Annotated in this window: 19 protein-coding genes; 3 read left to right on the top strand and 16 right to left on the bottom strand. The window is 63.7% G+C overall.

The genetic code is table 11. The annotated features are described in order from the left end of the window. Positions 1–26: 26 nt before the first annotated feature. The 4 genes from PY254_RS11900 to PY254_RS11885 all read right to left on the bottom strand — a co-directional run bounded on the left by PY254_RS11900 (position 27) and on the right by PY254_RS11885 (position 4,162). Positions 27–623, bottom strand: a complete 597-nt coding sequence (locus PY254_RS11900) for an IMPACT family protein (protein WP_281012257.1) — start codon at positions 621–623, stop codon at positions 27–29. Next, positions 620–1,585 (bottom strand): hypothetical protein, encoded by a 966-nt coding sequence (locus PY254_RS11895; RefSeq protein WP_281012256.1) that lies wholly within the window; start codon positions 1,583–1,585, stop codon positions 620–622. The genes PY254_RS11900 and PY254_RS11895 overlap by 4 nt, the downstream gene beginning before the upstream one ends. Next, positions 1,582–2,136: an RNA polymerase sigma factor gene (locus PY254_RS11890; RefSeq protein WP_281012255.1), complete on the bottom strand. Its 555-nt coding sequence runs from the start codon at positions 2,134–2,136 to the stop codon at positions 1,582–1,584. The genes PY254_RS11895 and PY254_RS11890 overlap by 4 nt, the downstream gene beginning before the upstream one ends. A 190-nt stretch (positions 2,137–2,326) precedes the next feature. Then, the gene (locus PY254_RS11885) at positions 2,327–4,162 is read right to left on the bottom strand and encodes a vWA domain-containing protein (protein WP_281012254.1); all 1,836 of its coding nucleotides are present in this window, start codon (positions 4,160–4,162) and stop codon (positions 2,327–2,329) included. Positions 4,163–4,276: 114 nt separating this feature from the next. Here PY254_RS11885 and PY254_RS11880 point away from each other — a divergent pair, with 114 nt between their 5' ends. Then, complete coding sequence (locus tag PY254_RS11880) at positions 4,277–4,744, top strand: YehS family protein (RefSeq protein WP_281012253.1); 468 nt, start codon at positions 4,277–4,279, stop codon at positions 4,742–4,744. Between the two features lie 36 nt (positions 4,745–4,780). Here PY254_RS11880 and PY254_RS11875 read toward each other — a convergent pair whose 3' ends face one another. Beyond that, positions 4,781–8,206, bottom strand: a complete 3,426-nt coding sequence (locus PY254_RS11875; RefSeq protein WP_281012252.1) for a trifunctional glycoside hydrolase family 18/polysaccharide deacetylase/glycosyltransferase family 2 protein — start codon at positions 8,204–8,206, stop codon at positions 4,781–4,783. Between the two features lie 174 nt (positions 8,207–8,380). Beyond that, entirely contained in the window at positions 8,381–9,820 is a 1,440-nt protein-coding gene (locus tag PY254_RS11870; RefSeq protein ID WP_281012251.1) for a DUF7379 domain-containing protein, read from the bottom strand. Between the two features lie 145 nt (positions 9,821–9,965). Between PY254_RS11870 and PY254_RS11865 the strand changes: the two genes are divergently transcribed. After that, on the top strand, positions 9,966–10,727 hold the full coding sequence (locus PY254_RS11865; RefSeq protein ID WP_281012250.1) for a YdcF family protein: 762 nt from the start codon (positions 9,966–9,968) through the stop codon (positions 10,725–10,727). Between the two features lie 77 nt (positions 10,728–10,804). Here the strand turns inward: PY254_RS11865 and PY254_RS11860 are convergent, their stop codons facing one another. From PY254_RS11860 to PY254_RS11845, 4 genes are all read right to left on the bottom strand, one after another. Then, positions 10,805–11,869, bottom strand: coding sequence for an NAD(P)-dependent alcohol dehydrogenase (locus PY254_RS11860; RefSeq protein ID WP_281012249.1), 1,065 nt, complete (start codon positions 11,867–11,869; stop codon positions 10,805–10,807). Between the two features lie 49 nt (positions 11,870–11,918). Further along, positions 11,919–13,349, bottom strand: a complete 1,431-nt coding sequence (locus PY254_RS11855) for an aldehyde dehydrogenase family protein (protein ID WP_281015216.1) — start codon at positions 13,347–13,349, stop codon at positions 11,919–11,921. Between the two features lie 117 nt (positions 13,350–13,466). Next, positions 13,467–14,816, bottom strand: a complete 1,350-nt coding sequence (gene xseA, locus PY254_RS11850; protein ID WP_281012248.1) for an exodeoxyribonuclease VII large subunit — start codon at positions 14,814–14,816, stop codon at positions 13,467–13,469. A 107-nt stretch (positions 14,817–14,923) separates the two neighbouring features. Then, positions 14,924–16,387: a phospholipase D-like domain-containing protein gene (locus PY254_RS11845; RefSeq protein WP_281012247.1), complete on the bottom strand. Its 1,464-nt coding sequence runs from the start codon at positions 16,385–16,387 to the stop codon at positions 14,924–14,926. Between the two features lie 66 nt (positions 16,388–16,453). Between PY254_RS11845 and PY254_RS11840 the strand changes: the two genes are divergently transcribed. After that, positions 16,454–18,406, top strand: coding sequence for an acetyl-CoA hydrolase/transferase C-terminal domain-containing protein (locus PY254_RS11840; RefSeq protein ID WP_281012246.1), 1,953 nt, complete (start codon positions 16,454–16,456; stop codon positions 18,404–18,406). Here the strand turns inward: PY254_RS11840 and ccoS are convergent. From ccoS to ccoO, 6 genes are read right to left on the bottom strand one after another with little or no spacing between them, the layout of a single operon-like run. Continuing rightward, positions 18,336–18,545, bottom strand: coding sequence for a cbb3-type cytochrome oxidase assembly protein CcoS (ccoS, locus tag PY254_RS11835; RefSeq protein ID WP_281012245.1), 210 nt, complete (start codon positions 18,543–18,545; stop codon positions 18,336–18,338). The two genes, PY254_RS11840 and ccoS, sit on opposite strands and share 71 nt — an antisense overlap. Further along, positions 18,542–20,800 carry a heavy metal translocating P-type ATPase gene (locus PY254_RS11830; protein ID WP_281012244.1) on the bottom strand — a complete coding sequence of 753 codons (2,259 nt, stop codon included), beginning with the start codon at positions 20,798–20,800 and terminating at the stop codon, positions 18,542–18,544. Before PY254_RS11830 ends, ccoS begins: the two co-directional genes overlap by 4 nt. Beyond that, positions 20,797–21,048: a hypothetical protein gene (locus tag PY254_RS11825; RefSeq protein WP_281012243.1), complete on the bottom strand. Its 252-nt coding sequence runs from the start codon at positions 21,046–21,048 to the stop codon at positions 20,797–20,799. Before PY254_RS11825 ends, PY254_RS11830 begins: the two co-directional genes overlap by 4 nt. Then, on the bottom strand, positions 21,032–21,940 hold the full coding sequence (gene ccoP / locus PY254_RS11820; protein WP_281012242.1) for a cytochrome-c oxidase, cbb3-type subunit III: 909 nt from the start codon (positions 21,938–21,940) through the stop codon (positions 21,032–21,034). Before ccoP ends, PY254_RS11825 begins: the two co-directional genes overlap by 17 nt. After that, positions 21,937–22,125 carry a cbb3-type cytochrome oxidase subunit 3 gene (locus tag PY254_RS11815; protein ID WP_281012241.1) on the bottom strand — a complete coding sequence of 63 codons (189 nt, stop codon included), beginning with the start codon at positions 22,123–22,125 and terminating at the stop codon, positions 21,937–21,939. The genes ccoP and PY254_RS11815 overlap by 4 nt, the downstream gene beginning before the upstream one ends. After that, entirely contained in the window at positions 22,122–22,781 is a 660-nt protein-coding gene (gene ccoO, locus PY254_RS11810; protein ID WP_281012240.1) for a cytochrome-c oxidase, cbb3-type subunit II, read from the bottom strand. The genes PY254_RS11815 and ccoO overlap by 4 nt, the downstream gene beginning before the upstream one ends. Positions 22,782–22,789: the final 8 nt, after the last annotated feature.

Genomic DNA, 22,789 nt, shown 5'->3' with positions numbered 1-22,789 from the left:
AATGGAAGTAACGGCAGCCCACTGCGTCAGTCGATGCGTACGGGCAGACCATGGCCACGGGTGAGATCAGTGATGCGCGCGATCGCTTCCTGCACGCGCGTCACCGGCAGCGTCAGCTGCAGATCCGCCCCATCGGCGGTGAAATCTTCTTGCGTAATGATCCCATCAAACTCCTGCAAGCGCGCCTTGAACAGGGCCAGATCGGCAAACGGGCATGACAGGGTCAGCGTGGCCATCGGGATGATGGCGCGGTGTTCGGCCCGGCGCAGGCACTCGGCGGCGGTCCCGCCATAGGCACGGACCAAGCCGCCGGCGCCGAGCTTGATCCCGCCATACCAGCGCGTCACCACCGCCATCACGCGATCCATGCCCTGGCCTTCGATCGCCTGCAGGATCGGTCGGCCGGCGGTGCCGCCGGGTTCGCCGTCGTCGTTGAAGCGGTAGTCCTGGCCGATGCGGTAAGCCCAGCAATTGTGGGTGGCGGCAGGGTCGGCCACTTCGCGCAGAAAGGCCAGCGCCTGCTCGGCGGAGTCCACCGGCGCGGCGTGGGCGAGAAAGCGGCTCTTTTTTATTTCTTCCTGATGGACGCAACGCTGGACCAGGGTGGACAGCGTTTCGCTCATGGTTCCTGCAAATGTGCCTGCAGTGCCGGCAACAATGGCCACTGCGGATGCGCCTTGTGGAACGACCGCAGCCGCTGCATGGCCTGATCGTGATGGCCCTGCGCAAACAGTTGCTGGATCTTGTCCAGTTCCTGCGTTGGGGTGTCGCCGGGCTGCAGCGTGGTTTCTTGGTTGCTGTCGACCTTGCCGGTTGCCACCGGTGCGGCGGCAACCGGTGCGCTGGCATCGAATGTGCCGGCGCTGGCGTTTGTCGAAGTTTCCTGCAGCATCGCTGGTGGTGCCGGGGGCGCAGGCGCTGCGGGTGGCGCTGGCGGTGCAGGCGGCACGCTGGCAACTTCAGCGGCCGGCGGCGGTGTGGCCATCGGCTTGGCAGCGATCATGCGTGCTGCGGAGCGAGCCTTGTCGTCCTGCTGCAGCTTCTTCGCGGTGTCGGCAACGGCATCAGCTTGCGCCGTCGCCTGCTTTTCGGCCATGTGGTTCGCTAGCGGAGCGACGGCCGGTGCTGCGGCAGCCATCGGGGCGTTGGCTTCAGGCATCGGCATGTCGGCAGCTGCTGCAGCCACGGCATGTTGCTGTGCGATCTGTGCGGGCGGCGGCGGGCTGGATTCGCGCAATTGCCATGCCATTCCGGCAACCAGCACCAGGCTGGCGGCGCTGCCAAGCGAAATCAGCCAGCGTGGCGTGCGCTCACGACGCTTGGCGCCACCGATCGAGGAAATGGCCAGCGTCTCCGGCTTGGGATGGACCCAGTCGCCAGGCTCGCGCGGCCCGCGGCGGCGGTCGGTAACGGTCGGGTCCACGGCTCCGGTCAAGGCCGCGGCGGCAGCACGAAGCACGGCAGCGTCGAGCGCAGCGGAGGGCTCGTTCTGTGGCAACTGCCGATACAAAGCGGACAGCTCGGCTTCGCCGGGCAGTTGCTCGTCTGCAGTTGACGGATCGGTAGGGGGCAGGGGCGTGGTCATTCGGAGAGCACTTCGCGCAGGCGGTTCATGGCATAGCGCAGGCGTGACTTTACTGTCTCGCGACCGGCACCGGTAACCTCGGCAATCTCCTCCAGGCTCAGTTCCTGCTCCAGTCGCAGCAACACGGCGGTGCGTTGTTCTTCCGGCAATTGCTCGATCGCCAGCTGCAGGTTGCGGCGGCGCTCGAATGCGGACAGTGCGTGATCGGGTTGCTCGCGCTCGGGCGTGGCAAGGTTGCCCAGCACGACTTCCGCTTCCTCGCCACTGGCCACGGGGCGCTGGCGGCGGCTGCCGTCGATCATCAGGTTGTTGGCGATCTGCAGCAGCCAGGTGCTGAATTTCGCCTGCGGCTGGTAACGTTCGCGAGCACTGATGACGCGGCTCCAGGTTTCCTGAAACAGCTCGTCGGTGCGATGCGGGTCGCGCACACTGCGCAACAGAAACCGATAAAGCATGCCGCGATGACGCGCGTAGAGTGCTTCGAACGCAGCAAGGTCGCCCCGCGCGTAGGCAAGCATCAGCAAGGCATCGGGATCAACCGCAGCATCCATGGGAGCTGAGGGTAAGACAAATCGCCCTGCAGCGGGTAGGCGGCGTTGGCTGTTGCCGGTTCGGACTGCCCTGGATGACGCGCTCCAGCGGGTCAGGCCAGGGTCCGGCCCCGTCGCGCGGTGCTGGTTGGGGAAGGGCAGCGAGGAGGTGCTACCCATAACCAGAGCCGCGGCGGCGGGGCCGGGAACTTCAGCGCGCCGCGGTGCGGTCGTTGTCATGACCATGCGTGGCCAGACCGTCAGCCAGTTTCACCAGTTGCACAAAGCCGGCACGATAGCCGTCGGCATCATCGCCACGCGCGCCGTTGGCCAGTGCGGCAATCTGCGTGTAGCCGTAGCCATCCAGATACTTGCCGCCGCGCAGCGCGTCAGCGAAAGCGGATACGGCAGCGGCAAAGCGCAGGCGTTCGCTGGCCTCGGCGGCAGGCCGTGCCGCGATCGGCTGTTCGATCAGTTGGCTGTCCGACTGACCCGGCAGCTTGTAGCGCAGGCGCAGAAAGGCCAGTTCGCTGCCGCGTTTGGCGGGCTCAGCCTGGTGGCCATAGCGCAGTGGGTCGATGCGGGCACCGGCCGAACCGGTCGGGGTGATCTCGTAGATCGCGGTGACGTTGGCACCGGCACCGATGTCGCCGGCATCGACCTTGTCGTTGTTGAAATCCTCGCGCTTCAGCATGCGCTTCTCGTAGCCGATCAGGCGGTATTCCTGTACTTGTTGCGGGTTGAACTCGACCTGGATCTTCACGTCTTTGGCGATGGTCAGCAGGGTCGCGGACATTTCGTCGACCAGCACCCGGCGGCCTTCCTGCAGGCTGTCGATGTAGTGGTGGCTGCCGTTGCCCACGTCGGCCAGCATCACCGCCATGGCATCGTTGTAGTTGCCCTCACCGAAGCCCAGCGTGGTCAGCGCCACGCCACTCTTGCGGTGATCCTCGATGGTGGTCTTCAATGCTTCCTCACTCACCGTGCCGACGTTGAAGTCGCCATCCGTGGCCAGGATCACCCGGTTCACGCCACCTTTGATGAAGCCTTGCTCGGCCTGTGCATAAGCCAGTTCGATGCCGGCGCCGCCGTTGGTAGAGCCACCGGCGCCGAGGTGATCGATCGCTGCGTTGATGGTGGCGTGCTGGTCACCTGCGGTGGAGGGCAGGACGACACCGGCGTAGCCGGCATAAGTCACGATGGCCACCCGATCCTGCTCGCGCAGTTGATTGACCAGTTGCTTCAGCGAAGCCTGCAGCAAGGGCAGTTTGTCGGGTTCGTTCATCGAGCCTGACGTGTCGATCAGAAACACCAGGTTCGAGGCTGGAATCTGCGCCTTCGGCACGCGGTAGCCCTGGATACCGACCAGCAGCAGCTGACGCTTGGCGTTCCACGGTGAGGGCGCCAACTCCGTGGTCACGCTGAACGGCTGCTCACGCGCAGCTGGCGGGGTGTAGCCGTAATCGAAGTAGTTGATGAATTCTTCGGCACGCACGGCGTCGGCTGGCGGCAGTTGTCCCTGATTCAACATGCGCCGTACGTTGGTATACGAGCCGGTGTCGACGTCGATGCTGAAGGTAGACACCGGCTGCTCGCTGACCAGCTGCAGCGGGTTGGTATCGCGATGGGTGTAGTTCTCCCGGTTGATGTCGCCGGGCATCGGCTGGATCAGCGGCGGCGCTCGCATATAGCCCATGCTTTTCTGGCTTTGCGCGCTGTAGGTGGTTCTGATGGCCTCAGCCATGGCTGGCGGCGCAGAGGGTGCCGGCGGCGCAACCGACATGAGTACGGCCTGACCCGAAGCCGGCGGTGATGAGGCATCGACCCGGTTGTCCGTCTTGTTCTGCTGTTTGTCTTGCGCGACGTTGGCCGGGAGACTCGGCACCGGAGCGGGATCGCTCGTCGGCGTTTCGGTCTTGGGTGGCGGCATCGGTACGCTGTTGTCCTTGGGTACGGGGATGTTGTTTGCTGGTTTGGACACGCTGCAGCCGGTGATGATCACCAGCAAGGCCAGCAGCAAGCTGCGCAGCAGGGCTTTCAGTTTCATGGGGCGGTGCTCCTCTCCTGTGGTGCAAGATGAAACGCACCGAACACGGAAACGGGGTCAAACTCGACGTGGCGCGGTAGCATGGCACCCCTGTGCGACATCCACCGGACTGACATGATCAACAACGACGTACTGCGCTCCATCCGCTACATGCTCGACCTGAGCGACGGCAAGGTGGTTGAACTGATCCACCTGGCGGATGCCAATGAGCCGATCAGCAAGGAAGATGTGCTGGCGATGCTGAAAAAAGACGGCGAGCCGGGTTACGCGGAATGCAGCAACCAGACGCTGGCCTTGTTTCTGGACGGGCTGGTGTTCCACCGTCGTGGCAAGGATGAAAGCCGTCCGGCGCGACCGCCGGAGAAGCGCGTCACCAACAACGTGGTGCTGAAGAAGCTGCGTGTGGCGTTCGAGCTTAAGGACGTCGACATGCACGAGATCCTCGAAGCCGCCGGCCTGCCGATTTCCAAGCCCGAGCTCAGCGCGTTGTTCCGCCAACCGGGCCACAAGAACTTCAAGCTGTGCGGCGACCAGTTGCTGCGGAATTTTCTGAAGGGTTTGACGATGCGGGTGCGCGATTAGGCAACGCACCCGGCCAGCGATGCCGGTGGCGGCTGATTAAGTCGATAAACTTTCGCCCGCCGTCACCGTGGCCTTGCGCTCCTGCTTGCCCCAGCCGACCGACGGTCCCTTGATGGCCGTCCAAACCGAGCGCACCACCACGTAATACATCAGCTGGCGGTAGCCGAAGCGTTGCAGCACCAGCCACCACAGCAGGCTCCACTTTTCCTTCTTCTCCATCGCGAAGGCCAGTGCAGAGGCGGCGAGGTCGACGGTCATGAAGGCGGCATAGAACACCAGCATGCGGATCAGGTTGGTGTCATCGAACTGACCGCGATGCTGGATGTAGTCCAGCGTGGTGGAGACGATCTGCCAGACCAGCACCAGGTCGACCAGTGGCGAGACCACCGAGAACAGGATCTGGAACAGCCATACCTGCGGCAACGCGATGGTGCCCAGTGATCCGTAGCGCGGATTGAACGTGGCGCCCCGATGTTTCCACAGGCATTGCAAGGTGCCGTAGGCCCAGCGAAAACGCTGACGGGCGAGGCCGCGCGCGGTATCGGGTGCTTCGGTCCACGCGATGGCCTCGGCGTCGAACAAGGTCTTGAAGCCGGCCTTCTGCACGGCGATGGTCAGGTCCTGATCTTCAGCCAGGGTATCGGCGGGAAAGCCGCCCAACTGTTCCAGTGCTTCGCGACGCCATGCGCCGACGGCGCCCGGCACCACGGTGATTGCGCCGAGTGCGGCCAGCGCACGCCGTTCGAGGTTCTGCGCGGTAATGTATTCCAGTGCCTGCCACAGCGTGATCAGATTGACCCGGTTACCGACCTTGGCGTTGCCGGCGACGGCACCGACTTGCGGGTCGGCAAACCAGCGCACCAGTCGGGGAATGGTGTCCGGCTCAAATTGGGTGTCGGCATCCAGAGCCACCACCACCGCGCCGTGGGATTCGCGCAATGCAGTGTTCACCGCATGCGCCTTGCCGCCGTTGGGAATGGTGAGCAGGCACACCCGCGGTTCATCGGCATAGTGTTCACGCACCACCGCCGAGGTGGCATCAACGGAACCGTCGTCGACCACGATGACCTCGAGATTCGCGTAACGACTCTTGAGGATCTGCCGGATCGAGCTGGCGATGACTTTTTCTTCGTTGTAGGCAGGGATCAGCACGGAAACCAGGGGTGGCTGCTCGCCAAGCACGGGGACGACGCGTCGGCGTTCGCGGGCCTGATTGATCAGCGCCAGTCCACCCAGCAGGATCAGTCGCGCCACGCCGAGTGCGATGGCCACGGTCAGCAACCAGCGGATGAAATGACCAAAAAAACCGAGCGCCAGAAACACGATGCGGTCGGTCCATTGCGATAGCGAGCCGGGTTCGATCGCCGGCATGGTTTGCGCCTGGGTCAGGCCCGCCAGTTCCGAAACCGTGACGAACTGATAACCCTGCGCGCGCAGACCATCGATGATCCGCGGCAACGCGGCCACCGTCTGCGAACGTTCACCGCCGCCATCGTGCAGCAATACCACCTGACCCTTGCGTTCGACGTTGGTGGTGGTGATCGCGTTCAACACGTTGTTGACGATGGCATCGACGCCGGGGCGCTGCCAGTCCTCGGCGTCCACGTGCAGACCCACCGAGATGTAGCCCATCTTCTGCGCCAGTTCGATCGGTACCAGTTCGTCGGCCGTGGTCGGTTCGGCGTCACCGAAATAGGGTGCGCGGAACAACCGCATGGAATGGCCGGTCAGCGCTTCGAACAAGCGCTGGGTGGCGTTGAGTTCCAGCGTCACCATGCCCGGCGGACTGTCGCCGAGATTGGGATGGGTGAAGGTATGGTTGCCGACGTCGTGACCCTCGGACACTTCGCGCTGCACCAGTTTCGGCGCCATCTCGGCGTTTTCGCCGATGATGAAGAACGTGCCGGGTACATGTTTTTCCTGGAGGATGTCCAGGATCTGCGGTGTCCACTCCGGGTCGGGGCCGTCGTCGAAGGTCAGCGCGATCTTGTGCGGCAGCGTGCCGGCACGCTGGATCACATAGGAGCTGGGCAGGCTCGTATAGCTTTCGTCGGCGATGCTGCCATCGTCCTTGTCCACCTCGATGGTGCGCGCGCCGGGTGACGGCTTGGAGGCCACTTCCAGCACCTCGCCCTGACCTTCGATGTCGATGTCTTCGCCCGCACCTATCGTGCGCAACTGATCGGGCGCGGGCGCGGCGTAAGGGCGGCCGAGCACCGACCACACCGACGGGTCTTCCGAGCCGAGTCGCCACAAGGCATAGCCATACGGTTTATATTCGTCGGCGACATGGATCTGGTTGTACGCGGTGACACCGTCGAGGAACCACGCCTGATGCGTGTGGCCGTCGTCGTCATCGTAGGAAAAGTGCGGATTCTGCGAAGCCGAGTCGAAGCTGATGTCCGATTGCGCGTCCGACGCGCGGTCCATCGCATCCTGGAAGGTCAGCGCCTCGGCATTGTTGCCATGTGACCAGTCGTAACCGTAGCTGCCGATGGCGACGATGGTCTGGTCAGGATCGAGCTGTTTCATGCGCTGTTCGAGATTTTTCTCGAACCACGCCTGACCGGCAATGCTGCCCGGTATCTTGCCAGCCCAGTGTTCGTCGTAGGCCATCAGCAGCACGAAGTCGACGATGTCGGCGTAACCGGCGTAATCCCAGTTGGCGTCATCGAAAGGCACCGACAGTACGATGCCCCAGCCATGCGGATCGAAAGCGTCGTTGAGCTCGCTGAGGAAGAGTTTCAGATTTGGCTGCGCGGCATCGGGTACTTCTTCAAAGTCGACGGTGACGCCCTGAAGATGGTTGCTGGCGAGAAACCCCACGATCTGCGCAATGCGCTCCTTGCGCAGCGCTGGATTGGCCAGCATGCGAGCCAGCCCTGCACCGTCCCACTTGGCGTCCACCGCGTTCTGCAGCAACGGCAGGATCGGCGTCGACGGTTTTTGCTTGCGAATAAGATTCAGCGCCTTGGCATCGGCGCTGGTGTGCAGCGCCATGTCCTTGCCGCTGAGGCTCATCCACGACGGGATCACCCAATCAAGTTGGGGCAGGCTGCGTTTCAACGAGGCGTAACTGCTGTCATCCCAGTTGACGTAGAAACCGATCGCCAGCGGCCGGTCTGCAGGTTTGTCCAGCGAGGGTGGCGGCACATGGGTTGCTGCGGCTTTGCTGGCGTGCGTGCGTGGTGCGTGCAGCAGCTTTTGTCGCGCCCGAACTTCCGCCGCCAGTTTCGCTGCCGATTTGAGCAATTCCGGCGCCGCCGCTTTCACATTGGTCAGGGCGTGTCGCGTCCTTGCGTGTTCGCCAATGTGCAGGCTACTCATGGTCGGGCTTACAAACAGGCTGATGGCACAAGCCACCACGAACAGCGTGCTGACCACGCCAGCGAGCAGGGCCAGCCGCGATACATGGCTGGCGCGACGGCCGGTAGGGTCGAAGAAGATGGGTTTCTTTTGCATGCCAGTGCCGAATCGACCGAGTTTGCGTGGTGCCAGTCCGGTCGAGCTCTGCCACAGGCCGAACACACGGATCTTGCGAGCAGGCAGTATCGCTGATCTGGCCGCGCTTGAATGGCAGGCTCGCGGTATTCAGTCAGCCTGGGTTGCCATCGGCTGACACCGAGACGATCTGGCTCAGTCGATCAGCGGACCCGGCACGGGCTTGCTGAAATCTTCGGGGGTCAGGTTCCGGGTCAACCGGAACACGCCTTCGCAGAGCTTGCGCGGCAGTACCACGTCGAGCACGGTGGTCTGGTGTGGCGCCAGCATGCCGAACAGATCGTCGTCCGGGGAGCTTTCGGCCAGTGCGTGATGAACCAGCCCGAGCAGATCGATCGGCTGCACGCTGGCACCGTAGGGTCGATGGCTGATCACGGCGGGGCGCAATGTCTTGCGGCTGTTGCGCGGATCGGCCACCCGATCATCGCCGGCGAGCAGGCTGTAATCGAGAAACAGCGAGATGGTGGTGTGCTGTTTCGAATTGGCCTGGCGATCAAGCAGAAAGCCTTCGGGCAACAAGTCGGCACTGGCGGGCTTGCCGGCGGTCAGCAGGAAGCCGGCGCCGGTCAGCGGCTCGCCGGCCTCGTCGGTGAGTCGCACGATCAACAGGCTGCGTGGATCGTGGATATGCACGCGCGGCGCGAAGGGGCCGGCCGGTTCCAGTTCGACCTTGTCCGCGTCGCGTGAAGCGTTCTCATGGTCGAAGGCGTCGCATAGCGCGGAATAATCGCTGGCGCTGCGTACCTGCAGACAACGCAGGATGGCAGCCACTGTGGCAGGCGCGGCGGCCGCCATGATGCCGACCAGATCGCCGGAGTGCGCGGCGCCGGCAATCATCTTGAACGCGCAACGCGGGCCGGCGGTGAGATTGAGTGCCAGCCTATCGATACCGCCGGTACTGTTGGTGCGTGGCGACAGCACCGCGTGGTGGGCATTGAGATTGGCTGCGGCGATGCGCACCACACCGTCGGAACCGTCTTCGCCGGTGTAGCTGTTGAGGTGGTCGTACAAGCTGCGATCAGGGCGATCGCCGATAAGCACGAATTGGAACTGGCCGCGATTGAGCGGGTCGTCGCTGTGGATGTAATCGAGGTTGAGTGACAGCGATGCCGCACTACCCAGTTCCAGCCAGTCAAGAATGCGCTGGCCGGGTTCCACGCCACCGAACCAGGACTTGAGCCGGCCCAGCAGACCCTTGCCGAGTTGTGCCAATGCCGAGCCGAAGTTTGCCGGCGCGAGCATGATCAGGTGGCTGAGACGAATGGTGCTGTGTGTAGCCGGACGATCACGTTGTGCGCGCAGCCACTCGCGGATCACCGGGCCGCCGGTGGAGTGGGTGATGCAATCAAAACTGGCGTCCAGCAGGTGCAGGTCGCGCAAGGCATGATCGAAGGCGCGCACCAAGTCGGCCATGGTCACCGCATCGTCGAAGCTCACGTATTCGGACAGCCATACGTCGGCGAGGGTCAGCGACAGGCCCGCACTCGCCGCCTGCTGCTGCACTTGCTGCGGCAACTGACCATAGGCGGAAGTGTTGGTGACGCTCCAGCCGTGCACGAAGACGAGGGTGGCCATGCGCAAACTCCGATGCGTTGATCCATTCCATGCAAGATCCGCGCAGCCATGAATCCATCGAGGTGGTGGTCAGGTCGGCGTGGGGCAGCGGCATAATGGTAGTAGCGTGCGCCATCATCCACTTACCCACCCGGGCCTTCAATCGATGACCTTCAACACGTTGCTGATCCTGCTCCTGCTGGCGAGCGTGCTGGGCTGGCTGCACTGGCGGCGTTGCAGCCGCGTGCTGTTCGGCCTGGCGCTGCTGATTGGCCTGGCCACCGGTTGCGGTCCGCTGCCGATCTGGCTGCTTTCGCACCTGCAATCGGAGGTTGCGGTGCCGGCGCCGGTAGTCTGGGGTCAGCACAATGTGATCGTCTTGCTGGGCGCCGGCACCGTGCGCGTGATTGGTACTGGTGCGGTCGAGGCGAGCTTTTTTGCCTATGGTCGGATCAGCAAGACCGCGATGCTTTATCACGCCTGCCGGCAGGCCGAGCGCGACTGCAAGGTCGAGGTGAGTGGCGGCGACGCACGTGGGCTGGGACAGTCCGAAGCGGCCATCTACGCGGGCGATCTGCAGCGGCTTGGCGTCGATCCCGCCGATTTGCTGCTGGAGCCACGCAGCTTGAATACCTGGCAGAACGCACAGTTCAGTGGCCCCTTGCTGAAGGCCTACGGTGCTGACCGCGTGTTGCTGGTTTCCTCTGGCTTCCATTTGCGGCGTGGCGAACTGTATTTCAGCCACTTTGGCATCCACGCCCCGCCAGTACGCGCGGATTACGTCAGCGGCATCGCGTCATGGTTGCCGCTGTCGTACAACTTCACCATGGCCGACATGGCCTTGCATGAATACGCCGGCATTGCCCGTTATCACTGGTACAACGCGATGGGCTGGAACGTGCAGGCCACCCGCGCGGGCGCGTTGTAGCGCAGCTATCGGCGCACAAGCGCGATGCCCAGGCTTCCGCTTTTAACGGGCCGTAGGCATCGCGCACCGGTTGCAACTCAGGCTGGGTTCTTGTCGAGCGAGGCCAGATCGATCACGAAGCGATAGCGCACGTCACTTTTCAGCATGCGTTCGTAGGCTTCGTTGATGTACTGCATGTCAATCATCTCGACATCACAGGTGATGCCGTGCTCGGCGCAGAAGTCCAGCATTTCCTGAGTCTCGGCGATACCACCGATCAACGAGCCGGCGATCGAGCGGCGACCAAAGATGATGCTGGCTGCGTGGACCGTAGGTTCGATCGGCTCGACCAGACCCACCAGCACGTGTACGCCATCGATCTTCAAGGTGGCCAGATACGGGTTCAGGTCATGCTGGTGCGGAACGGTATCGAGGATGAAATCGAACCGGCCTGCTGCCGCCTTCATCTGCTCGGGGTCCGTGGACAGCACCACGTGATCGGCGCCAAGCCGGCGCGCTTCGTCTTCCTTCGATGGCGAGCGGGTGAACAGGGTGACTTCGGCGCCCAGCGCCTTGGCGAACTTCAGGCCCATGTGACCCAGCCCGCCCAGCCCAACCACGGCGACCTTGCTGTTCTTGCCGATATTCCAGTGGCGCAGTGGCGACCAGGTGGTGATGCCGGCACACAGCAAGGGCGCGGCAGATTTCGGGTCAAGCTTGTCGGAGATGCTCAGCACGAACTTGTCCGACACGACAATGCGCTCGGAATAACCGCCGTAGGTCATCCGGCCGTCCTGCCGGTCCTTGCTGCCGTAGCTGAAGGTGGCACCTTCGACGCAATACTGTTCCAGCCCACGGTCGCAGGCGGTGCAGTGCTGGCAGGAGTCCACCATGCAGCCGACGCCGACCATGTCGCCGACCTTGAACTTGCTGACCTTCGAACCCACCGCGCTGACCTTGCCGATCATTTCGTGGCCGGGTACGACGGGATACTTGGTGCCATGCCATTCGTTGCGCGCGGTGTGCAGGTCGGAGTGGCACACGCCGCAGTACAGGATGTCGATGACCACATCGTCGGCGCGTGGGTCGCGTCGTTCGAAGCGGTAAGGCGTCAGTGGCGTGGTGGCTGAATGTGCGGCGTATCCGCGGATATCGATCGTCATGGGAGTTCCTTTGAATGATATTGAACAGGGACGGGGACGCAACAGCGATTCAGGATTCGCGCATGACCATCAAACGTATTTCGGTCATGTCCTCAATCGCGTAGCGTAATCCTTCGCGGCCGAGGCCGGACAGCTTGATGCCGCCGTAAGGCATGTTGTCCACGCGGAAACTGGGGATGTCGTTGACCACCACGCCGCCTTGCTCCAGTTCATTCCAGGCGCGCATGGCGTGATCGAGGCTGTCGGTGAAGATACCGGCCTGCAGGCCGAAATCCGAGTCGTTGACCATCGCGATGGCATCGTCGAAGGTGTTGAATGGGGCGAGCAGGGCGAACGGGCCGAAGGCTTCCATGCGGTTCGCTTTCGCGTCGGTCGGTACGTGCTCCATCAGCGTCGCTTCCAGCATGTTGCCGTTGCGCTTGCCGCCACAGAGGATTTTTCCTCCGGCCTGTTTTGCCTTAATGATCCAGTCGTGCAGGCGGGTGGCAGCGGCTTCGTCGATCATCGGGCCGAGGAACACATCCTTCTTCTTCGGGTCACCGGCCTTGAGTTTCTTCGTTGCGGCTACCAGCTTGCGCTTCAGCGCCTCGTAGATATCCGCGTGGGCATAAATGCGCTGCACGCCGATGCAGCTCTGGCCGGATTGGTAGAACGCGCCGAACACCAGTCGATCGACTACCTTGTCCAGCTTCGCACCCTGATCCGCGTCGATGATGCAGGCGGCATTGCCGCCCAGTTCCAGCACCACTTTCTTGCGCCCGGCACGCGCTTTCAGGTCCCAGCCAATCTGGCCGCCGGTGAAGGAGAGCAGGTGGAAGCGCTCGTCCTCGACCAGCGGCGCGGCATGCTCACCGTTCAGAGTGAGGATCGAGAATGCACCTTTGGGCAGATCGGTTTCGGCCAGCACCTCGCCGATGATCAATGCGCCGATCGGAGTTTTTTCTGCCGGCTTGAGCACGAACGGACAGCCTGCGGCGATCGCCGGCGCCACCTTGTGCGCCACCAGATTCAGCGGGAAATTGAACGGCGTGATGAAGGAGACTGGCCCCAGCGGCACGCGTTTGGTGTAGCCGTGATAGCCGTCCAGCCGCGCAGCCAGTTCCAGGTTCAAGGTCTCGCCGTTGATGCGCACCGCTTCCTCGGCGGCAATCCGGAACGTCTCGATCAACCGGGTCACTTCGCCGGCGGCGTCCTTGATCGGTTTGCCGGCCTCGATACACAAGGCTTCGGCCAGTTCATCACGACGCTCGGTGAAGCGCTGCGCACAGTGCTGCAGCACGGCCTGGCGCGCCCACGGCTTGAACTCGCGCATCGGCTTGGTTGCCGCTACCGCCGCGACGATCGCTTTCTCGGTGGCGCGGGCGTCGGGCACGGCAACACGCGTGGCGACTTTGCCGGTGTACTTGTCGTGCACCTCCAGCATCTGCTTTGAGGTCTGCGGACGGTTCGCAAGGTAGTACGGGTAGGTTTTCCTGAGCACGGCGTCGTCCTCTATGAGGTGTTTCAGCGCGCCTTCGGCGCAGTAATGCTCCAGCATAGTTGTTGCGTTGTCATGTGATGATGACGACGACAAGCGGCTGTCGCAAACGTGGAACGCTCAGTCTTCGCTGACCCGCAATGGCAACTCGCCATCGGCCAGACGGGCACGCAGCGGTGTGCCCGGTGCGAGGTTCTTGGCAGAGCGCAGCACGTTGCCCTGAGCGTCGAACACGATGGCGTAGCCACGCTCCAGCGTAGCCAGCGGGCTGATCGCATGTAGCTCATGCCTGGCATGGCGCAAGGCTGTCTGCCGCCGTTCCAGAATCTGGGTAATGGCGCGGCGCAGGCGCTGATCCTGCTCGGCGAGCCGACGTGCCAGCAACGGCAATCGTGCACCGGGATGTTGCCTCAGCAGACGTGCGTGCAGTCGCTCCAGCCGGGTTCGGCGTTGCTGGACCTGTTCGCGCTGCACCACCATCAGTCGATGACGAAGGTGTTGCAGTCGTTCGCCGTCGCGTGCCAATCGCGCCTGTGGCCGTTGTGCCTGCAGGCGCGCGAACAAGTGGTCAACGCGTTGTGCGTGCGCTTGCAGCCGGCGGTGCTGGAAGGTCAGCAGACGCTGTTGCAGTTGCCGCAGATGGCGACCGATGGCCAGCGCGTCCGGCACCAGCAATTCGGCGGCAGCTGACGGTGTGGGCGCGCGCAGGTCGGCGACAAAGTCGGCGATGCTGAAGTCGATTTCGTGACCAACCGCAGAAACCACCGGCACCGCACTGGCATGGATCGCGCGTGCAACCGCTTCATCGTTGAAAGCCCACAGGTCTTCCAGTGAACCGCCGCCTCGGGTCAACAGCAGCACGTCGTAACGTGCGCTGGCGGAAGCCTTGCGCAACATCGCCACGATCGCCGGCGGCGCTTCGCGCCCTTGCACCGGCACCGGCAACACGTCGACATCGGCCAGCGGCCAGCGTCGCGCCAGCACGCTGAGCACATCGCGCACCGCTGCGCCGGTCGCCGAGGTGATCACGCCGATGCGGCGGGCGTAAACAGGCAGGGTACGCTTGCGGGCGGGGTCGAACAGGCCTTCGGCATCGAGCCGCGCCTTGAGTTGCTCGAACTCGCGCTGCAGCGCGCCTTCGCCGGCCGGCTCCATGTATTCGGCGACTAGCTGGAACTCGCCGCGCGGTTCGTACAAGCCGACCTTGGCGCGCAACAGCACCTGCATGCCGTCGACCGGACGGAAGCGCAGCGCGGAGGCTTTCATCTTGAACATCGCGCAGCGCACCTGGGCGCCACTGTCCTTCAGGGTGAAGTACAGATGCCCGGAGGCCGGCTTCGCCACGTTGGACAATTCACCTTCAATCCAGACCTGCGGCAAGGCATCGCCCAGCAGGTCGCGCACCAACCGGTTGAGCGAACTGGGGGTGAGCACATGACGTGTCTCGGGGTTGTCGTACGACGCTGGCATAAGGGCGCGAGCCTAACATGGGCGTCGTATCAAATTGTGAGAAAACATCTGCTTGAAGTTCAAAGCGCAGGTACAGCATCAAGACAAGTGCTGGGCACCGTGCCGGCTCATTCGTCGTCGCTGCCATCGCGCAATTCGCGCCAGCGGCGCTTGCGGGCGCGCCAGCCACGGATACCCAGATTCAGCGCGAACCAACCGGCGAGGATGCCGAACGGCCAGCCGATCCATGCCGGCCACAGGACCGCCACGACGGCCAGCGCCAGCAGGATCGCGGCACTGAGCAGCAGTGGGCCGCTGCTGGTATCAGCCAGCACGCGACGATGGATCAGCGCGGCACTGACGCTGTTGGCAATCCGCAAGGCACCGGCGGCGGCACGGCCGGAACTGCCGCCAGCATGCCGCGGCCGCGCCGGCCGGGCCTCGCTGCTGCACACCTTTTCGCTGCTGCCGTGGCGGCTGCGGCGTGAGGCCAGCACGATCTCGGTGGCATGGCCCAGGTCCTTGTCGTACTGCACGGCAAGCTGGCCGGCGAAACCGTCGTCCTCCACCGCGACGTCGATTTCCTGGTTGTTGAGCCAACTGGCAATATTGAGATTGGACGAGCCCACGCGCGCCCATTGTCCATCGGCAACCGCGGTCTTGGCGTGCAGCATCGAGCCATTCCACTCGAACACGCGGATGCCAGCCTTCAACAGCGGCCGATATCCCGAGCGCGACATGCTGGCCACCACCGGAATATCGCTGCTACCGGGCACCAGCAGGCGCACGTCCACACCATCGCGGGCGGCGGCGATCAAGGACTGCACGTAAGGTGCCACGCCTACGAAATACGCGTCGGTCAGCCACAGCGTCTTGCGTGCCATCGAGGCGATCAACTGGTCCAGTCGATACATGCCGGCGGTGGCGGGCTGGGTGGCAATCACCCGCAGCGAAACCTCGCCGACCGGGCTTTCCGCATCCGGCGCTGCGGGCAGCACGCGCAACGGCGCACCGGTTTCGCCCCAGCTTTGCGCGAACGCCGCTTCCAGTTCCGCCACCGCCGGCCCCTGCAACGCCACGCCGGTATCCCGCCACGGCGGCACGTTGCGCTGCGCGTCGCCCAGCCATTTTGCGCTGATGCATACGCCGGACAGGAAACCGAGCACGCCGTCGACCACCAGCAGCTTGCGGTGATCGCGACTGATCCAGCCCAGTGGTTGACCCAGTGCTGGCGGATTGAACACGCGCACCTCACCACCGGCAGCACGCAAAGGCGCCCAGAACGAACGACGCGACTGGCCCAGGCAGCCGATCCAGTCGGTGACCACCGCGACGAAAACGCCAGACTGGGCTCGCTCGACCAGCGCATCGCGAAACGCACGACCGACTTCGTCGTCGCGCACGATGTAGTTTTCCAGTAACACACGATGCCGGGCGCCACGGATGGCCGTAAGCCAGGCGTCGTAGTGGGCGGCGGCGTCAATCAGCAATTGCACGGCGTTGCCGCTAAGCAGCGGCGCGCCGGCGGCGCGGCTCAAGGCCTGTTCGGCCAGCAGGCGACTCGGGGTTGGCGGGATCAAAGGTATCGGCATGGGCTGAGTGTAGGCGATGACCTGTCAACGCGCCGACGGCGTCACGCTTCTGGCATCATCGCGTGCATGCCGATTGAGCACCGTTACACCGACACTACCGCCTGCGTCCGTCACCTCGCCGATGTGTTGGGTTCCGACCTGCGTATTGCCGCGCCGCTGGGTCTGGGCAAGCCGCACGGCCTGCTGAATGCCTTGTATCGCATGGTCGGCAAGGACAAGACACGCTCGATGCGCCTGTACACCGCGCTGTCGTTGACCCGGCCACAACCGGCAGCCGGGCTGGAGCAGCGCTTTCTGCAGCCGTTTCTCGAACGTCATTTCGGCAGTGACGCGGTGGACCCGCAATACGCACTGGATCAGGCTCGCGACGCGTTGCCGGCCAATGTCGAAGTGCACGAGTTCTATTTGCAGTCCGGTGCGATGCTGAATTCGGCCAGCGCGCAACGCAGTTACATCAGCCAGAACTACACACATGTCGCCCGCGACCTGGTGGTGCAGGACATCAACTTGTTGGTGCAATTGGTTGCCCGTCGCGAAGGACCGGACGGCGTGCATTACAGCCTTTCCTGCAACCCTGATCTCACCCTGGATTTGCTGCGTCTGACCCAGTTGGCGGACAAGCCGCGACCTCTGTGCGTGGCCGTGGTACATCCGGACCTGCCTTACATGGGCGGCGATGCCGAAGTGGCGGAAGCCTTTTTCGACGTGGAGCTGCAGCCGGAACATTCACCGCCGTTGTTTGCGCTGCCGCGCGCACCGGTCGATCTGGTCGAGTACGCGTTGGGTCTGCATGCCAGCGCGCTGGTCCAGGATGATGGGTGCCTGCAGATCGGCATTGGCGCGTTGTCAGACGCACTGGTAAAGGCCTTGCTGCTGCGGCATCAGAACAATATTCAATGGCGTCGTGCGCTGGTGGCGCTGGACCCGCTCGGCAAGACCCATGCGCTGGCCGGCTGGCTGGGCGGGCTGGCGGCGTTCGAGAAGGGTCTGTACGGCGCCAGCGAAATGGTGATGGACGGTTTCATGCACCTGCAGCGCGGCGGCATTCTCAAGCGGCGCAGCTGGGACAGCCTGGCGCTGGAACGTGCTGCAGTGGCCGGCCGGATCGATCACCGCACATCAGGTGGGCATTATCTGCGCGGCGCGTTCTTTCTCGGTTCGCGTGAACTGTATCAATGGCTGGCCGACACCGAGGCGGCTGATCCGGATGCGATTGATATGTGTGCGGTGTCCCACGTCAACCAGCTGTACGGCATGCACCAATCACTGTCGATGTTGCAGCGGCGCGGCGCGCGCTTCTTCAACACCTGCATGATGGCCACCGCACTCGGCGCGGCAGTCTCCGATACGCTTGAAGACGGCAGCGTCGTCAGCGGTGTCGGTGGCCAGTACAACTTCGTGGCGATGGCACACGAGCTGCCCGATGCGCGTTCGGTATTGTTGTTGCGTTCCACCCGCAGCAGCGGTGGCGGGATCGAGAGCAATATTCGCTGGAACTATGGCGAAACCACGATCCCGCGGCACCTGCGCGACATCATCATCACCGAGTACGGCATTGCCGACCTGCGTGGGAAAAGTGACAGCGAGTGCATCGAAGCGATGCTGGGAATCACCGACGCGCGTTTCCTCGATGCGTTGTGCGCGGAGGCCAAGGCACATGGCAAGCTGGCCGCCAATTTCGTGATACCCGAAAGCTGGCGGCTGCATCGTCCGCGTCATTTGCACAAGGCGCTGGCACCGTTCCGGCAGCATGGCTTGTTACCGAAATTTCCGTTTGGCAGTGACTTCAACGAGATCGAGCAGCGCCTGCTGCCGGCACTGGAGTGGCTGAAATACGTCAGCGCCAACTGGCGCGGCAAGCTGGGCCTGCTGGTTGCGGCCTGTCGCCGGGGTGAGCTGGCACCGGGCGAGTCCGCGGCGCTGGCACGCATGGGTCTGTCTGCTCCGATCAGTCTTGCGGATCGCTGGCAGCGCCGGTTGCTGCAGGTGGCGTTGCGGCGACAGGTGCCGAATCCGTAGTCGGGTCATCCAGCAGGGGCAATACTTCGGGGCTGTCGAGGTCATCGAACTGCTGGTGATTGACGGCCCAGAAAAACAACCCGACCGCGATGACCACAATGACCAGGGTCACCGGAATCAGCACCAGCAGGATATTCATGCCGCCACCTCGCGTGCGCCCGATGTCGGCCCGGTGCGCTGGTCGGCAGCCAAGTCCTGTTTGCCCACGCGCAGTGCATTCAAAACCACCACCAGCGAGCTGAGCGACATGCCGATCCCGGCCAGCCACGGCGGCACCAGGCCGAACGCGGCGAACGGCACGGCGCAAAGATTGTAGGCCAGCGCCCAGCGACGACTCTGCGCGGTGACGTAGTGCAGCTGGCAGGCGATGGATCGCGCGTCGATCAAGCCGCCCAGCCGTCCATCCATCAGCAGCAAGTCGGCATGCGCCTGCGCCAGTTCGGTGCCGGAAGACAGTGCCGCAGAGACATCGGCGCCAGCCAGCAATGGTGCGTCATTGCTGCCGTCGCCCACCGCCAGCGTGGTGTGACCCGCGGCATGTGCGGCCTGCAGGCGTTCAAGTTTGTCGATCGGAGATTGCCGCGCCTGCCAGTCGGTGATGCCGAGGTGCTCGGCCATCGATGCCACGCGGGTTTCGGCATCACCGCTGGCCATGCTGATGGCAATGCCATCAGCACGCAGGCTGTGCAACAGCCGGCGCGCCTCGGCACGCGGCTGTTCGTCCAGATGGAACGCGGCGATGGCGCCGTTGGTGTCGGCCAGCAGCAGGGCATCGCTGGCATGCGAAGGCATTGCCTGACCACTCGCACGCAGGGCAAAGTCCGCGCGTCCCAGCCACAACATCTGGCCGTCCACTTCACCACTGATGCCGGCACCGGCATCAACGTGTACTGACGACGCCTGCAGCGGCAGCGCCTGCTGGCGTGCCGTGTCGGCCAGTGCGCGGGCCAGCGGATGGGAGCTTTCGTGCGCCAGCGCGGCAGCCAGCTGCAATACCTGCGCGATGCTGTCGCCGCGCAACGGCTCGACCGCGCGACGGTCGAGCTGTGGCACCGTCAACGTGCCGGTCTTGTCGAACATGGCGTAATCGACCGTGGCCAATCGAGCAAGCGCCTCGCCGCTGGTCACCAATACACCGCGAGTGGCCAGCACGCCCAGCGCACGAGTCAAGGTGGCGGGGCGGGTGAGTGCAAACGCGCAGGGGCAGGCGACGACCAACACCGCCACCGCGGACTCAAAAGCACGCTCCGGGTTGACCAGCAGCCAGCCGAGCGCGGTAAGTACGGTCAGGCCGAGCACGCGCGCGACGAAGCGGCCGACCTCGCGGTCGCTGGCAGCGATCTGCGTGCGTGTCTGGCGTGCGCGTGTTGCCAGCTCGCCCAGTCGCGCCACCGCAGTGGTGTTGCCGCTGTGTTCGACGATCAGCTCGGCCGGGCCGGAGATCAGTACGCTGCCGGCGATCAACGGTTCGCCACGCTGACGACGTACCGGACGCGACTCGCCGGACAGCAATGCTTCGTCCACCTGCACATCCGCGGTTTGCAAAACACCGTCGGCAGGCACGCGCGTGCCTTCGGCAATATGTACGCGGTCGCCAGGCAACAGCGTCATCGCGGGCACGGTCTCCAGTTCGCCGTCGGCACGGCGGCGCTGCGCCAGCAAGGGCGCCGCATCGATCACCGCATCGCCCAGCGCGCCGCTGCGATGGCGTGAGCGCAATTCCAGATAACGCCCGCCCAGCAGCAGGGTGACGAACATGGTCACCGAGTCGAAATAGATTTCACCGTGGCCGCGCAAGGTGTTGAACATGCTGGCCAGGAACACCAGGGCCACCGCCAGTGCGACTGGCAGATTGATGCCAAGTCGCCGTTCGCCAAGCTCGCGTATGGCGCCGCGAAAGAACGGCAGGGCCGAGTAGAACACTACCGGAATGCTGGTCAGCAGACCGAGCCAGCGAAACAGGTTGCGGGTGCTGAAGTCGACAAAATCGACTACGCCGATGTAGATGACAAAGGCGTACGTCATCACCTGCATCGCGCACATTCCCGCTACCAGCAGGCGCTTCAGGGCGTCGCGCTGCTCCTCGGAGCGTGCATCATCGATGCTGTCGTGCTGCAGCGGCTGCGCCGGGCACCCTGCGGCAGCGAAATTTGCCAGCAGGGTGGGTAACGGTGTGCAGCTGATATCCAGCACCACGCGGACCCGCCGCGCGGGTCGATCAATGGCGACACGCTTTACCCCGGGCAGCGAACGAATCAACTGCTCCAGTTGCAACACCTGGCGGGCATCGCTGAGGGATTCAACCGAGAGAGCTATCTCGCTGCAACCGTCACGGCGGCGGCGCAGTACCTGCGCGGCGAGTTGCGGATGAGCCCACGCCGCGTAGCGGTTCATTGCGGCGGGTCAGTCGGCGCACGCGCCGGCACGCTGGGCGGTGGACTGGCACGGCTGTGAGCACTGACCGGTACCCCGAATACGGTATGCGAAGTATCCAGCGGCGTGTCGGCATAGCGCGCACCCACCACGATCAGCCAGATGCAACCTGCCATCGATGCCACGAAAACGAATGCACCCAACCACAGGATCGGCTGTTGATACCACGCCGATCCAGGTTGGGCTGGGGTTTCATTGCTTGCTTTCATCGACCGGATGCGACAGTTGGTAGACGTAGGCGGCGATCACGTGGATCTGGTCGTCGGTAAGGCGCGGGCTCCATGCGGGCATGTGGCCCTGACGTCCCTCGCCGATGGTCTTCTCGATATCGGCCACGCTGCCGCCATGCAGCCAGATCTTGTCGGTGAGGTTGGGTGCACCGAGTGCCGGGTTGCCCTTGCCTTCGGCACCGTGGCAAGCCGCGCAGGTGGCGAACAGTGGTTGACCAGCCGCCGCCTTCGCTGCGTCGTGCGGTGCGCCGGACAGGCTCAGCACGTATTGCGCGAGATTTTTCACGTTGTCCGCACCCAGACTGGCCCACGGCGGCATCACACCGCTGCGACCGTCATGGATGGAAGTGGTGATATCGCTGCCCTTGCCGCCATAGAGCCAGTCGCCGTCGGTGAGATTGGGAGCACCGAGCAGGACATTGCCCTTGCCGCTGCGCTCGTGGCAGGCGGCGCAATTGTCCTCGAACCACACTTTGCCCATCGCCAGCGCGTCCGGATCACCCGCCAGCTTTTCCACCGGATACAGGCGAAACCGCTCCAGCAGCGGCTCGAGTTTGGCGTTGTTGGCAGCCTGGTCACGTTGCAGCTGGTTGTGCGAAGTCCAGTTCAACGCGCCCTTGTGGTTGCCGAAACCCGGGTAGAGGTAAAGGTAGGAGAAACCGGCCACGAACATGCTGGCGGAAAACACGATCCACCACATCGGCAGCTTGCGCACGCCTTCGCGCAGCACACCATGTGCCCAGACATGGCCACTGGTACCGTCGGGCAGGGTGGGGATCTTCGCGCGCGGGCCCCACAGGAACAGGAACAGGGTGACGCCCATATTAAGCGTCACCAGAAACATCACCCATAACGACCAGCCGCTGCTCATGGGCGCTTCTCCTTGGTGCTGACTTCAGTTTCCGGCTCATCTTCCAGCGGCAAGTGCGCCATCCGGTTGAAGGTTGGCTTGTGATATTTGCGCCAGGCCCAGATCCAGATGCCAATGAAGGTAATCATCATCAGCAGGATGAAGCCGCCGGTAATCTGGCCCCAAATCGGGTTGATCGGCGTCATGGCGTACCTCCATCACTCGCTGCGGCATTGGCGCCCGCCGTCGACGAGGGTTCGTTTTTGATGCCCAGCCCTTGCAGGTAGGCAATCAAGGCGTCCATTTCGGTCTTGCCTTCCACGGCTGCGGGCGCACCGGCAATGTCGGCGTCGGTGTACGGGTCGCCCAGCGTGCGCAGCACGCGCATGCGCGCCTGCACATCCTTGGCATCTATCTTGTTGTGCGCCAGCCACGGATAGCCCGGCATGTTGGATTCCGGCACGACCTTGCGCGGGTCCATCAAGTGCATGCGTTGCCAGTCGTCGGAGTACTTGCCGCCCACACGGGCCAGATCCGGGCCGGTGCGCTTGGAGCCCCACTGGAACGGACGGTCATACACTGATTCCGCTGCCGTGGAGTAGTGGCCGTAGCGCTCGGTTTCGAACCGCAGCGCGCGGATCATCTGTGAATGGCACAGGTAGCAACCATTCTGCACGTAGACGTCCTTGCCGATCAGTCGCAGCGGATCGTAAGGCTGCACGCCGGGTGGCGCCTTCACCGAATGTGCCTCCATGAACAGCGGCGTGATCTCGGCCAGGCCACCCAGCGAGACCATGATCGCGATCAGCACGCCGAGCAGGCCGACGTGTTTTTCAATTGCTTCGAAATGCTTGTAAGCCATGATGACGT

The organism is Rhodanobacter sp. AS-Z3, assembly GCF_029224025.1.
GTDB lineage: Bacteria > Pseudomonadota > Gammaproteobacteria > Xanthomonadales > Rhodanobacteraceae > Rhodanobacter.
This window is presented reverse-complemented; position numbering and strand designations above follow the sequence as displayed.